This window comes from Heyndrickxia ginsengihumi (genome assembly GCF_011008565.1).
GTDB classification, from domain to species: Bacteria; Bacillota; Bacilli; order Bacillales; family Bacillaceae_C; genus Weizmannia; species Weizmannia ginsengihumi.
This window is the reverse complement of the sequence record NZ_JAAIWK010000029.1, coordinates 1-12,985: the sequence shown is the minus strand read 5'-3', so window position 1 is coordinate 12,985 and position 12,985 is coordinate 1. Positions and strand designations below refer to the sequence as shown.

Annotated in this window: 14 protein-coding genes and 1 riboswitch; of the genes, 3 read left to right on the top strand and 11 right to left on the bottom strand. The window is 35.3% G+C overall.

Features of this window, described 5'->3' with window-relative positions; all coding sequences use genetic code 11:
• Positions 1 to 11: 11 nt before the first annotated feature.
• From G4D61_RS14960 to G4D61_RS14950, 3 genes are all read left to right on the top strand, one after another.
• Positions 12 to 503 (top strand): MarR family winged helix-turn-helix transcriptional regulator, encoded by a 492-nt coding sequence (locus G4D61_RS14960; protein WP_035354015.1) that lies wholly within the window; start codon positions 12 to 14, stop codon positions 501 to 503.
• A 2-nt stretch (positions 504 to 505) separates the two neighbouring features.
• Positions 506 to 1,423, top strand: coding sequence for an RluA family pseudouridine synthase (locus tag G4D61_RS14955; RefSeq protein WP_163174244.1), 918 nt, complete (start codon positions 506 to 508; stop codon positions 1,421 to 1,423).
• A 514-nt stretch (positions 1,424 to 1,937) separates the two neighbouring features.
• Positions 1,938 to 2,252 (top strand): antibiotic biosynthesis monooxygenase family protein, encoded by a 315-nt coding sequence (locus G4D61_RS14950; RefSeq protein WP_035348762.1) that lies wholly within the window; start codon positions 1,938 to 1,940, stop codon positions 2,250 to 2,252.
• A 160-nt stretch (positions 2,253 to 2,412) separates the two neighbouring features.
• On the opposite strand, the gene G4D61_RS14945 is transcribed toward G4D61_RS14950, so the two are convergent.
• The 11 genes from G4D61_RS14945 to G4D61_RS14895 all read right to left on the bottom strand — a co-directional run bounded on the left by G4D61_RS14945 (position 2,413) and on the right by G4D61_RS14895 (position 12,735).
• Positions 2,413 to 3,183 (bottom strand): HAAS domain-containing protein, encoded by a 771-nt coding sequence (locus G4D61_RS14945; protein WP_025729485.1) that lies wholly within the window; start codon positions 3,181 to 3,183, stop codon positions 2,413 to 2,415.
• Positions 3,184 to 3,186: 3 nt separating this feature from the next.
• Positions 3,187 to 3,513 (bottom strand): PadR family transcriptional regulator, encoded by a 327-nt coding sequence (locus tag G4D61_RS14940; protein ID WP_025729483.1) that lies wholly within the window; start codon positions 3,511 to 3,513, stop codon positions 3,187 to 3,189.
• A 400-nt stretch (positions 3,514 to 3,913) separates the two neighbouring features.
• A complete protein-coding gene (locus tag G4D61_RS14935) occupies positions 3,914 to 5,161 on the bottom strand; it encodes a methyl-accepting chemotaxis protein (protein WP_025729482.1) in 1,248 nt (415 codons plus the stop codon).
• A gap of 29 nt (positions 5,162 to 5,190) precedes the next feature.
• Positions 5,191 to 6,189: a 3-oxoacyl-[acyl-carrier-protein] synthase III C-terminal domain-containing protein gene (locus tag G4D61_RS14930; protein WP_025729481.1), complete on the bottom strand. Its 999-nt coding sequence runs from the start codon at positions 6,187 to 6,189 to the stop codon at positions 5,191 to 5,193.
• Positions 6,190 to 6,238: 49 nt separating this feature from the next.
• Positions 6,239 to 6,604 carry a hypothetical protein gene (locus tag G4D61_RS14925; protein ID WP_025729479.1) on the bottom strand — a complete coding sequence of 122 codons (366 nt, stop codon included), beginning with the start codon at positions 6,602 to 6,604 and terminating at the stop codon, positions 6,239 to 6,241.
• Between the two features lie 115 nt (positions 6,605 to 6,719).
• A riboswitch (cyclic di-GMP riboswitch) is annotated at positions 6,720 to 6,807 on the bottom strand.
• Between the two features lie 387 nt (positions 6,808 to 7,194).
• A complete protein-coding gene (locus G4D61_RS14920) occupies positions 7,195 to 7,353 on the bottom strand; it encodes an FbpB family small basic protein (RefSeq protein ID WP_081750033.1) in 159 nt (52 codons plus the stop codon).
• 22 nt (positions 7,354 to 7,375) lie between these two features.
• On the bottom strand, positions 7,376 to 7,540 hold the full coding sequence (locus G4D61_RS14915; protein ID WP_035348760.1) for a Fur-regulated basic protein FbpA: 165 nt from the start codon (positions 7,538 to 7,540) through the stop codon (positions 7,376 to 7,378).
• A 184-nt stretch (positions 7,541 to 7,724) separates the two neighbouring features.
• On the bottom strand, positions 7,725 to 8,927 hold the full coding sequence (locus G4D61_RS14910) for a cytochrome P450 (protein ID WP_235929379.1): 1,203 nt from the start codon (positions 8,925 to 8,927) through the stop codon (positions 7,725 to 7,727).
• Between the two features lie 165 nt (positions 8,928 to 9,092).
• Positions 9,093 to 9,341 (bottom strand): ferredoxin, encoded by a 249-nt coding sequence (locus tag G4D61_RS14905; protein ID WP_025729475.1) that lies wholly within the window; start codon positions 9,339 to 9,341, stop codon positions 9,093 to 9,095.
• A gap of 421 nt (positions 9,342 to 9,762) precedes the next feature.
• Entirely contained in the window at positions 9,763 to 11,286 is a 1,524-nt protein-coding gene (locus tag G4D61_RS14900; protein ID WP_161783364.1) for a PAS domain S-box protein, read from the bottom strand.
• Positions 11,287 to 11,766: 480 nt separating this feature from the next.
• Positions 11,767 to 12,735, bottom strand: a complete 969-nt coding sequence (locus G4D61_RS14895; RefSeq protein WP_025729471.1) for a bile acid:sodium symporter family protein — start codon at positions 12,733 to 12,735, stop codon at positions 11,767 to 11,769.
• Between the last annotated feature and the right edge of the window lie 250 nt (positions 12,736 to 12,985).

Here is a 12,985-nt window from a genome sequence, read left to right as displayed (position 1 = left end):
AGAAAATAAGCATGAATCCATTATTTAATGAAGCAGAAGCATTTCGATATCTTATTCTCGCTGTGCAAAGGCAAGGAAACAGAATGCTAAAAACTCAGCTAAAACATATTGGAGTTACGCCTTCTCAAGCGGAAGTTATTAGCATTTTAAAAACGAGACAACCAATTACTTTAAAAGCATTAGGAAAGCTATTAATTTGTGAAGACGGAAGCCCATCAAGATTAATTGAAAGAATGGTAAAAGACGGATTAATTAAACGGATTAAAGATGAAAAGGATTCACGATACATCCAGCTTGCTCTTACAAGTCTTGGGGAAGAAAAATATTCGCTTATTATCGAAGCTGAAATACAATTGTATAAGACTTTGGAAAACATTTATACAAAAGAAGAACTTCAGCAAACAAATAATATGTTAAGTAAACTATTAAGCGGCACACCGCTATTTGAAACGATGGTTGAACGAGGTTTTAACACAATAAAAGCATTAAATGAAAGGACATAATGATGAAAGCAAAAAAAAATGGAAATCTATTTGAATTTGAACTACCAAATAAGTTGAATGGAATGACGATTGAAACGATTTTAAAAGAACATTGGTCTACCCCAAAGAAAATGTTGCACCAATTTAGAATGGATAAGGCTGTACAAATTAATGGGGAAAATCTCAGCTGGAACAAGCCATTGAAAGCTCATGATCTTTTTTCCATTGCCATTTTTAAAGAAGAAGATTTTGGAGTAGTTCCTGAATATCATCCGGTTGAGATTCTCTATGAGGATGAGCATTTGCTCGTTGCCAATAAACCTGCAGGAATGGATACTCATCCAAACGTAGAAGGACAAACAAACACATTAGCAAATGCAATTGCCTTTCATTATCAACAAAATGGTGAAGCATGCAGAGTCCGCCATGTACACCGACTTGATCACGATACAACTGGAGCAGTGCTATTTGCAAAACATGCATGGGGTCATGCAATTCTCGATCATTTGCTGAATAAGCGAGAAATTAAAAGAACATATTGGGCACTTGTTCATGGAACACCCCACCCGCTTTCAGGTGTAATCACACAACCAATTGGACGTGACCGCCATCATCCGACTAGAAGAAGGGTTTCTAAAACAGGGCAGGCTGCGAAAACAAATTATGCCGTTAAACAGCAATTTCATAAGCAACAATTATCACTAGTTGAATGTACGCTCGATACTGGGAGAACACATCAAATCCGAGTGCATATGAGCTCTATTGGTCACCCAATTGCTGGAGATACATTGTACGGCGGAAAAACAATTTTTCAAAGACAAGCTCTCCACGCTCGTAAACTTAATTTGATTCATCCTTTTACGGAAAACGCAATTGAATGCATTGCACCATTTCACGATGAACCAGCGATTTTCGAGGATTATGTTAAACAAATACAGTAAAAATCCATCATCTGCGGATACATTATGATCGTTTCAGTTGATGCCTCTAGATAGCAACCAAAAATATTCATTAACAGAGCAGAATCCTCTTTAAAAGATTTGCAGTCAGGCAAATATTTATTTTTTAAAATTTCAGGTATGATTTCTGCTATAGGGGCTCGCTTTCCTCGGGAAGTTTGGAAAGCCTCCTCGTCGCAAGTTCCCGCAGGAGTGTCGCCCCTTGCGTTCAATCACCAAGTGATAAAAGTTTATCGTAAGAATCTTTACTTTATAGGTTTTTGCTTATGTTTTCTCTTCAAGAATATATGAGCATGATGAAAGATATACAGTTATTCAGGAAATTCTGCTTCAGTAATAGGCCGAGTCAAAACGTTCACCTGTTTATCCACGGGAAACTCCCTGTAAAATCACCAATCCTCATTCTATATATCTAATAAAATCTCCTTTACACAAAATTGATAATGATTATCAATATCTGTTATAATGATGTCATCAAATGCAGGAGGTAAAGAGAATGTTTATTATGCATGCTAGTTTTGAAGGAAGTAAAGAAAATGAGGATAGATTAATCGCTAAATGTAAAAAAACGAAAGCTGAGAATGCACATGCTGAAGGCATTCTTTCAACAGAAATTTGGAGAAAAAAACATCGTGATCGTATTGAGTATGCAATCGTTACAAAATGGGAATCTGAAGAAAACTTTAAAGCATGGATTTCCCGTGAAGAACATGTTCAAGAGCATAGAGAAATGCAAAAGGCAAAAAAAGAAGGAACCCCACAAGTTCAATTAAAGAAAACATTGCGCTCCTATGAACTAGCTGACATTTAAAAAGCAATTCTTTTTATTCTTTTAGCATTACTGACCATTTATCAATAAATTTCGGTCTAATTTATTGATATAAGGCTTATAAAAAAGAGATGCCTATGTACTCTCTTTTTTTAAGCTTTATTAAGGCTGACATTGAATGAATTGCTATGTTTATTGAATACTAGGAAATAGAATGATGTTTATTCTTTTTCTTTCTGCTATCAATGATTGTAATGACTGAGTAAATGCCAAAACAAATTGGCATGCTGATGCTTGTCATGAAAAGTTTGGTACTTTCCTGCAAATTTGTTGCCCGAATGATCATTTCTGGTACTATTAGTATGATTAGAATCATAATTGGAAACCACGCTTTAATCCAAAAAGAAACCGTAATGAAAAAAATAAGCGAAAGAATAATCATAACGATTTTTCCGATCGTCCCGAAATAAATCATTGGTGTTTCAACAACTTTATTTACATAGATGAACCCAATAAAGACGGCAATTTGCATAAACGCAAGAAGAATAATAATCAACATTTCTTTTATTCTAGACATTTTTGTAGCCGCAAGTCTTCTAAATGAGAATGCGATAATCAGCATTAAAAGGATGAATAGAACAGGATACCCGCTTAATTGTAAAATGGAGTACGCCAAATTTCCTTTCAGTGCATCATCCATAATCATATAGGCTAAGGCACCAAAAATAATAATCGGAACATACTTTAAAAACCCAATAAGATCAAAAGACATTTCATTCGCTAATTGTTCCATATAGTCTTTTGGAGACTTGCCAATGATTTCACCTATATTTTTTCCTTGTTTCTCAGCCTCATATAAATGATCCTCTAACTCCTCCACTAATTCCTTAACTTCTTTTTCATTTTTCCCGCTTGAAATTAAGTAAAGTCTTAAACGCTCTAGAAAATCTTGGCTTTTCACTGACAACTTCATTCTTCATCCCCCCTGTTCCAATAATCGAGCTACACTATTTGAAATGACTTCCCAATGTTCTTTAAACTGCAGCAATTCTTTCTGACCCTTCTCCGTAAGAGAATAATATTTTCTCCTTGGGCCGCCTGATGAAATCTTATGTTGGCTCGTAGTGACAAGCCCCTCTTTTCTCATTCGCAATAATAACGGGTAAATGCTCCCTTCACTCACCATAGTAAACCCATATTCGGATAATTTTTCCATCATTTCGTAACCGTATGTTTCTTTCTTCGCAATAATGGATAACAAACACCCTTCTAGAATCCCTTTTAAAATCTGGGTTGAAGACAAATATATTTCCTCCTTCGCAACTATATTGCAAAACAACACAGTTATCCAAAAAAACATAATGCAACTATATTGCATTACAAGGATAGCATAACAATGATTAAAATAAGATGCAAAATATTTTTGACTATTAGTATAATGACTTATTTTATCATTTCTTTTATTTTATCTTTAATTTTAAGCCAAAGAGCCCCTATACCTACTAAAGTAAGAAAGGTCAAAACTAAAACGATCAATTCATTAATGAAATGTATCAATGTCTATCTCCTCATCTGCTATCATTTTATATCTAATAATACGTATTGTTCTAATTTAAGTTTCAAAAATCAGGAAAAATGATGTAGAACAAATAGGAAATGCACCCCAAATTTGAGGTGCATTTCCGTTTCTCGAATATTTCAACTTATAATTGAAATTGAGTTGTTTTTGCATTAATGTTCATGGCTAATTGATGTTGAGCTTGAACCATATCTGCTGTCTCTTTAATAGCTAAGGAAACTTCTGATATATTATTTAAAATTTCATCTGTTCCAGCAGCTGATTGCTGACTTGTAGCAGATACATTTTGAATTGCCATATTTACTTCCTCAATCGCACTTGCCATCTCTGTCGTTGCTTGGGCAATTTCATTTGACATTTGATTAATAAATTCCGCATCTTTTTCGTACTGAACACCGATTTTCACTAATTTTTCATAGTCAGGTTGTACCTTCGTATCAACATAGTCTAATATTTCTTTAGAGTTGGCAGTCAAGTTTGAAAATGCCTGTTGAACTTGATGGGTGATTTCACGAATATTATCAACAGATTTTGAAGATTGCTCAGCTAACTTTCTAATTTCTTCCGCAACAACTGAAAAACCTTTGCCTGCTTCACCTGCCCTCGCTGCCTCTATTGAAGCATTTAAAGCTAAGAGATTCGTCTGATTTGCAATGTTTCCGATCGTATCTGCCAATAGTTTAATTTCATCCACTACTTTCGCTTGTTGGATCGAGTGCATAATTTTTTCTGCCTTTTCAGTATACATATTATGAGATGAAATAGCCGCCGATTTTGCATCTTCTCTCACTTGCGTTGCCCGCACTTTAATTTCTTGAACGATATGCTCTCCTTCATTTGCTTTTTCAGCTAATGTTTTCGTTCCAGATTCAATTTGTTCTATTGATGCACTGATTTGTTGAGTAGTAGCACTCAATTCTAATGAACCGTGCGCCATCTCATTTGTTGTTTCCTTTACATCTTCCATTATGTAAATAAGTTCTGTCATCGTTGCCGATAATTCATCGGAGTTAGAATCTACATCATATATGCCTTTCTTTAATTCCCCAACGAGCTCTCGAATATGGTTAGTCGCCTTATGAAATGACTCGAAAATCGTACCGAAATCATCATTACTTTTTATTTTAGCGATATTCGCAAAATTTCCGGATTCTAAATCTTGCACATATTGTTTCATTTTTGCTACTCTAGCCGTTAAACGAATCGATGACCATAAGCCTAATACAATCAATGCAATTACGCCAATGATGATGATCCATAGCTTTACATATTCATTTTTCGTTAAAAGACTTGTTAACAAAAAAACACTGATGATTATAGATGGTAATACATATGTTTTAAATGTACCTGACGTAATCCCTTTTATTTTCATCTGACGCCCCCCCTTAAAAATAACCCTCTTTAATATTTATATAGCATTGCACAAGCTGCCGTACCTGCCCCCACTGACCAAAAGATGACATAATCTCCTTTTTTAACCTGACCTGTGCGTACTGCACGCTCAAACGCCATAAAAGGACTAGCGGAGCCTGTATAGCCATAATCAGTGCCGACAATTGGAAACTTCTTAATATCCTCATTAAACGTTTCTTTTACTTTATATATATTTTTCCTTGATAGCTGTGAAAAACAAAAAGCTTGTACCTCATTCGTTGAGACGTGATTACGCTTCAGTAACTTTTCAATCAGTTCTACAGTAGACATAAAAGCATTATCATTATTCACATTTTCCCATTTAATTTTCTTATCCCGATCAGCAATGTTTGCATTAAACATATTCGAAACGCCGCATGCTGGAAATGTAATTTTATCTATCGATTCAGTATTTACTTTATAAGCAGAATCAATAAATCCGCTGTTGTCTGTTTGATTTTTTTCTAAAATGACTGCAGCAGCTCCGTCTCCAAAGCTTGCATATGTTACGGCATCCTCTTCATTTGCATAGCGATGCATCTGCTCTGAGCCGACAATTAAAGCACGTTGGATATTTGGATTTGCTAGCATATTACGGCTAACTTGTTCGACAGCAACAACCATTCCAACACAGGCAACATTCATATCGTACACAATAACCTCTTCTTTCCCTTGTAAAGCCTGATGGATCGCAACAGCATTAGGGGGCCAAAAATATTCAGGTGTTCCAGATACAAACACAATCATATCTAAATCTTTTCCCGATAAACTGCTTTCTTCTAAAACTTGTTTTGAAGCTGCAATCGCCATCGTTAAAGTCGTTTCTGTTTTATAATCTGCAACATAACGATTCTCGCGGCCAAGAGCGTCAAGCAAACGGCCGATATCATTGCCTTGACGCTGAAAATGTGTAACGTAATAGTCATTATTCATAACCTTTTTTGGATGGTACACAGATACTTCTTTTAAAATGACATTTGTTGACATTTTTTAATCTCCTTATGTTTCATCATGCAACATTCATCTTTAAATAACTTTAACTATGCATTGAAACATTCAATGCTTCTTGTAAACTATCAATAAATTCTCCGGAAAAATTCACTTTCTTTGCAATCCTTTTAAGCTGCAATCGTGGTGTGACACTTTCCGGTTTAACCATTAAAATATTTTTAAATCCTAAACTCATATATAGACCATAGCTCGTTTCTAAAACTGGTAAAATCTCGGTTTTAAACGTTCTTAATTTAGCCGAATCAACGATCAAGGTGAACTGATTGACTTGAATTTTTGCAACTTCCTTCTTTAGATCCGCTACAAAGTTAGAAGCCTTCTCAGTTTCTGCAAATCCGCCTAAAGTAATAATAAATGCCTTATTCTTATGATCAACTTGAAATTGTGCCATCGTCTTCTGTCCTCTCCTTAATTGAAGGGGCTGAATTCAAATACGAAGACACCGCCTATTTAATCATAAAAAAAGAGACATACCTATACCGATAAGTGTCTCATTTCATCATATAATCGGTAACTGGCTGACATAGTGTTGGCAACACGTTAGTCCCTATAGCTTTGCGTCTTCATTTTTCAATGAATTTGCCCTTTTCGTATTCATTTTTTGAAGTCCTATTCTCATTATAATAGTAATACCTGCCTTTTCAAGAAATTTATTTACTTTTTTCGACAAAATTTAACATTTTTTTCATATTGTATGGCTGTATCGTACCTGTTAGTTTTATAGTTTTATGTATAAAAACGGCATTAAATAGTTTAAAACAAAAAGCTGTAAACAAACTTAATTTCCAGGAAGATTGTCTACAGTCCGGAAGCTGGGACAAAAGCATGTTAGCTAAAGACAACTCGAATATTGCGCTCCAACCCCGTTCTGGCAATATACTTCGCTTTCCGCAGGCGGCTACGTATATTTCTGGAACTGATTTGTGCAATGTTCGTCTTGAGCTAACCACTTTTGAGTTTTATCCCAGCCTTTTCCAAATATTAATTGCGAGCTGGACTGTTAGCGTCGCGTTTATCATTCAGCATCGCCTTCTGGTCTACTCGCTTATAAATCTGTTCTATTTCCTCTTTATTCCCCAATATTTGTTGCCGATTCTCATCTATCAATGTTTGAAATGATTGATTTTTCAAATGCAACATGCGGCATTATCCCTTTCAGTATTTAATTATTTTGAACGCCTTTCATTACCTGATACTCTTTTTCTAAAACTGTTAGCGGCAGCTCATATAGCTGTTTATCATATTTTTTATAAACACCTAAATCTAATAATTTATGGATTAGTTGTGATTTTTTAAGTTCGACAGACTTTCTTAATAGATTTCCCATTTAAGCTTCACCTGCACTTTTTTGATATTGATAATCATTATCAATTAAAATTATATCGAAGATTACTTGTCAGGTAAAGAGGAAATTAAAAAAGGCTTTCTTACGTACAAAAAAGGCAGCAGGGAAAGCAGCTTCAGAGGTTCGCTTTCCGCGGACGTTCAGGGGGCCTCACCCTCTAAATATTTTACAAAGAAAATGTAATCGGGAACTCAACTACTCCGAACATTTGCGGGGCAGGTGTTCTTTTAATTTGTGCCGCTTCTTTCAAACGAATATTGGTAAAATGAGTAAACATTTTTTCAAACGCGATCTGTGCTTCTAAACGCGCAAGCGGTGCACCTAAGCAAAAATGAATGCCCTTTCCAAAGCTCAAATGTTGATTTGGCTTTCGATCAATTTGAAAAGTATTTGCAGCAGGGAACTTTGCTTCGTCACGATTTGCTGAGCCAACCCATGCTACGACAATATCACCTTTTTTTATTGACTCGCCTTGCAGCTCAATATCTTGCTTTGCAATCCTTGATGGAGCTTGAACCGGTGAATAATAGCGGAGTACTTCTTCTACCATTGAAGGGATTAAAGAAAGATCACTCTTCGCTTGTCTTTGAATGTCGGGTATCTCTGTCATTAAACGAACACCATTGGTAATCAAATTAGTGGTTGTTTCATTGCCGGCAGCTAATAACAGAATACTGAAATCTAAAATTTCTGTTTCTGTCAGTTTATTTCCGTCAATTTCGGCCGAAAGCAATGATGAAATAATATCATCTTGAGGATGAAAACGTCGCCGTTCTAGGATGTAAGACAAATATTCTTTTAATTGCTGGTGAACATCTTCCTGCTCACGTTTTACCGCTTCATAAACTTCCGGCTGAGGATCTTCCACACCTTTTACTAGTATATCAGACCATACTTTGAACTTTTCTCGGTCTTCAGCCGGTACTCCCAATAAATCGGCAATGACAATGACTGGCAGAGGCATCGCCATGTCATCAATCATCTTCATTTCGCCTTGGTCCAATACATTACTTATTAATTGCTCAGTTATTTCCTGAATCCGTGGTGCCAGCTCCTTAATCGCACGGGGTGTGAATCCTTTGTTGACAAGATCGCGCAATTGTTTATGACGGGGTGGGTCCATTCGTAACATGTTATCTCTTCTAATTAATCGCTGCTGTTCGGAAGAAAATAATTCATAATGTTTAAGAACGTAATCGACATCCTCATATAGAAATATATCCCAACAATTTCTTTCTTGATCATAACGAACGGGGCTATGTTTACGAAATTCCTCGTATATTGGAAAAGGATTTAACTTTTTCTCCAAAGTATCCAATTCCTTCATAAAAGTAACCGAGGCAAGATTAACTACTTTCATTTTTGTCATCATAAATTCCCCTTTCATTTGGACAGCATTTATCATCTAGTTTATTTTTAGATGATTAAAAAAATTAAGTATAAGATTTGCGCCGACTTTCCAGTTCAGAAAATATTTGTAATATTGAAAATTTTAATCATATTCTCTTTTACCTATTTAAAATGTATGGAGATTCTATTCAAATGCATGCGGGTTGCCATTGAAAGGACGATCTGCAATTTTTATAGACTCTGAAGGACATCCTTCAAAAGCATCAACGATATCATCTATGAACTCATCAGGAACAGCTTCAGTACCTTTATTATCATCTAGCAAGACAAAGGAAATCCCTTCGTCATCATACCCATAAATATCCGGTGCCACGGCCTCACAAGATCCGCACGCGATACATGTTTCTCTATCAACGATTGTATACTTCGCCACATCCTTTTCCTTCTTTCTTTTTCGAAATGGTCGTGCATAAAGAACATTTTTAAGACATACGAATATGAATAATTACTTATAAACAGTGAAAAATAGATTTCTGCATGCTTCTCCTCCTTGCTATTGGACTCCAAACTTTCTTGATACAACTTGCATTATACAAGTTGTGGATATATATGAAAAGAGACCATGTATTCATTTTAATTGCTTTGAAAAATGAAGAAAATAGCCTGATCGTAATAAAGCTCAGATCCTATACTTTCACCATTATTTATGAAAATGAGTAATGATTATCCAACATTTACTGACATGATCAATTTACCAAAATGACTATAGAAAGGACTCTAACATCGTCGTTAAAGCCCTCATTCTCCTTTCATCCATTAAACAAAATCAGCGGAAAACCCAAATATACTGTGCCTTATGTTATTACAGGTAGGCGCACAGTAAAGGTTGTCCCTTCATTCAATTTGCTTTTCACCTTCATTTCACCATGATGATGATCAATAATCTTATATGTAACCATTAACCCTAATCCCGTTCCTGTTTCTTTCGTCGTAAAAAATGGTTCTCCTAGACGCCTTAACTGTTCATCTGTCATCCCTATGCCATGATCTTGAATAGAAATATCAACGGCCTCTTCGCTATTCTCGACAATAATTTTAATAGTTCCCCCGTCAGGCATAACTTCAATCGCATTTTTGATAAGATTAATAAACACTTTTTTTAATTCTGCGTTTACTCCATCTACAATAATTGTTTCATTTAAAAAGCTTGTATCAATAGAAATACGTTGCTTAGAAGCCTCCGTACCTAATAGGGCGATAACATTTTTCAAAAGCTCTTGTATATCAACAGGAGAAAAATCTACATTATACGGTTTGGCAAGTGTAAGAAACTCACTAGAAATAACATCGATCCTCTCTAATTCGCTCTCCATAATGTTAAGAAATTTATCATTAGGAACTGTTCCTGAGCGAAAGAGCTGTACAAATCCCTTTAATGAGGTTAACGGATTTCTTATCTCGTGTGCAATCCCAGCCGCAAGCTGACCGACAACATTCATCTTTTCCGCTTGAATCATTAAATCCTCTGCTTGTTTACGTTCTGTTACATCTTGAATAATGAGTTGCTTTGCGACTCTATCTCTAAAAATAATTGGAATTGAAACAATTTCTGTATGAATCTCTCTTCCGTCTAAGTTTTTCCAGGTGCTATTTAATCTCGCATGTTTCCCTCCAAACTTAGTAAGAATTTTATATTTCTCTATGAACTCTGGATAAAGCATATCGTATATACTTTTTCCAAGTAATTGATCTTTAGTATGAGCGCCAAACAACTTTAATGCCGCTTCGTTTGCAAAAACCCATTTATCATCTTGTAAAACAGCAATCCCGTTTGTTGAAGATTCTACTAATCTTTGATATTGTTTTTTCGTATCTCGTATAACCCTTTCGGCTTGCTTTCTTTCTGAAATATCCCTGCAAACCGACAATGTAAATGTTTCACCATCCATGACTACATTATGGGTTTTAATTTCAACCGGAATAAGCGTACCATCTTTGCAAACATGCATCGTTTCGAATATGAGTGTTTCAGTGCTCATGATGCTTTCTAATATTTGTATAAGCTCTTCTCTTTCATGATAATCGATATCAAAGGGAGACATGTTTAACATCTCTTCACGGGTATAGCCTAATCTTTTATAAGCAATCTTATTAACCTCAATAAAATTCCCCGAAACCCCTTCCTTATCTATTTTCAAATAATAAACAGCATCAGAAATATTATTAAACAACTGCTCGAACCGTTGCTCGCTTTCATTAAGATACTTGCTAATTTCTTTCGTAGTACTTAGTTCTGATTTCAACTTCTCATTTTCTATTTTTAATTGATCAATTTCATGAAGTAGTTTATCTTTTTCTTGATCATATCCAAGTTCCATGACATCCAATTTATTTCACCGACTTCCTACCTTTACCACTACTTTCTATATTATAATTGAAAATTAGTCTTGTATATTAGGAAATTTTCCCCATTCCCTAAAAAAAGATAACCCACCAAAAAAGAAAGCCTATGTTGAAGTAATTTATTGATGTTTTTGACCTATTTTTGCTTTTATCTAGTCAATTCGCTAGATGAAGAAAAACATTTGTTTTAAGGGAAATAATACAAAAAGCGATATGACCGTTTGCCAAAGATTAAAATAAAATATGAATCTGTGTATCCATAACGAAAGTACTATATTTTATTTTAAAATACTATATCAATAGTTTGCTTGCAGTCTTCTATGTTAAATAGACAGTTTTCCAAAGCTAACACTCGAGTCCGAAGGCTAAAAAACAGGACAAACCCCCATAGATTCATTGGGGGTTCGTCTGCACTCTGCGTTATTGAAACTAGTTACTTTAAAAGTTGCTAACAATTATCCTGCCAATTTTTTATCCTTATCCTTTTCTTCTTTATGTTTGTCATCAATTTTGCTAAAAATAAAAGCGAGAATGGATCCTGAAATATTATGCCATACACTAAAAATAGCACTTGGAACAGCTGCTAATGGTGAAAAGCTTGTAGAGGCAATTGCTACTCCTAATCCAGAATTTTGCATTCCAACTTCCATTGCAACTGCTTTTTGCTTAGATAAGTCCATTCCAAATAAACGTGAAAAGAAAAAGCCGAGACAATAACCAAGAATATTATGGAGGATTACAACGGCAAAAATAAGTAAGCCTGTTTTGGCAATTTGTGCTTGAGCACCTGCTACAACTCCTGATACGATCAATACAATTGCAATAACAGATACGAGCGGCATTGCTTTCGTACTCGCAGCAGCTTGCTTGCCAAAAAACTTTTTAATTAGAAATCCAAGACATAATGGAACGATAATTACTTGAACGATAGATAAGAACAATGAACCGACGCTAATATGTACCCATTTACTAGCTAATAGAAAAATAAGCAAAGGAGTAAAGATTGGTGCAAGAATTGTAGAAACCGATGCAATCGAAACGGCTAATGCTACGTTCCCCCTTGCCAGAAACACCATTACATTGGAGGAAGTACCGCTCGGACAACAGCCAACAAGTATAACCCCTACTGCCACTTCTTTCGGCAAATGTAACCCTACTGCCAATAAAAACGCCAGTAGCGGCATAATAATAAAATGTCCTACAACTCCTAAAGCAACCTCTTTCGGCCTGCGAAATACTTCTTTAAAATCTGCTGCTGAAAGGGTAAGCCCCATCCCAAACATTACAATTCCTAGTAACGGAACAACATAGCCCCCCAACCATTTAAAGTTTCCAGGATACATATAGGCTAATACCGCTACAATAATCACCCAAAATGTAAATGTCTTACCTGCAAATCTGCTGACTTTCTCGATTGCTCCCATACTTACCTCCTATGCATTTATCTGAATAAAATTAATTTTACTATAAAATTAGAATTTTGCAATAATATTTTTGTTATAGATTCTTACAACTTATTTTCGCTTCAGGATACTCGCTTTCCACGGAGAAATGATGGGTATCCTCGGTGCTGCTCGGAGGGCACTGAAAAAGTCCATTAAATTATTAGACGGTTAAAGGTTGAATAAATTAAACCTTTAACTGTCTTTTTAGCTTATAATAATGATATTAATT

Bases quoted from the DNA above. Each gene is read 5' to 3' on its own strand.
- G4D61_RS14900 (WP_161783364.1), bottom strand. From the start codon at position 11,286: ATGGAACTTGGATATGATCAAGAAAAAGATAAACTACTTCATGAAATT.
- G4D61_RS14945 (WP_025729485.1), bottom strand. From the start codon at position 3,183: ATGAAGTTGTCAGTGAAAAGCCAAGATTTTCTAGAGCGTTTAAGACTT.
- G4D61_RS14955 (WP_163174244.1), top strand. From the start codon at position 506: ATGAAAGCAAAAAAAAATGGAAATCTATTTGAATTTGAACTACCAAAT.
- G4D61_RS14930 (WP_025729481.1), bottom strand. From the start codon at position 6,189: ATGTCAACAAATGTCATTTTAAAAGAAGTATCTGTGTACCATCCAAAA.
- G4D61_RS14910 (WP_235929379.1), bottom strand. From the start codon at position 8,927: ATGACAAAAATGAAAGTAGTTAATCTTGCCTCGGTTACTTTTATGAAG.
- G4D61_RS14925 (WP_025729479.1), bottom strand. From the start codon at position 6,604: ATGGCACAATTTCAAGTTGATCATAAGAATAAGGCATTTATTATTACT.
- G4D61_RS14950 (WP_035348762.1), top strand. From the start codon at position 1,938: ATGTTTATTATGCATGCTAGTTTTGAAGGAAGTAAAGAAAATGAGGAT.
- G4D61_RS14920 (WP_081750033.1), bottom strand. From the start codon at position 7,353: ATGTTGCATTTGAAAAATCAATCATTTCAAACATTGATAGATGAGAAT.
- G4D61_RS14935 (WP_025729482.1), bottom strand. From the start codon at position 5,161: ATGAAAATAAAAGGGATTACGTCAGGTACATTTAAAACATATGTATTA.
- G4D61_RS14960 (WP_035354015.1), top strand. From the start codon at position 12: ATGAATCCATTATTTAATGAAGCAGAAGCATTTCGATATCTTATTCTC.
- G4D61_RS14915 (WP_035348760.1), bottom strand. From the start codon at position 7,540: ATGGGAAATCTATTAAGAAAGTCTGTCGAACTTAAAAAATCACAACTA.
- G4D61_RS14895 (WP_025729471.1), bottom strand. From the start codon at position 12,735: ATGGGAGCAATCGAGAAAGTCAGCAGATTTGCAGGTAAGACATTTACA.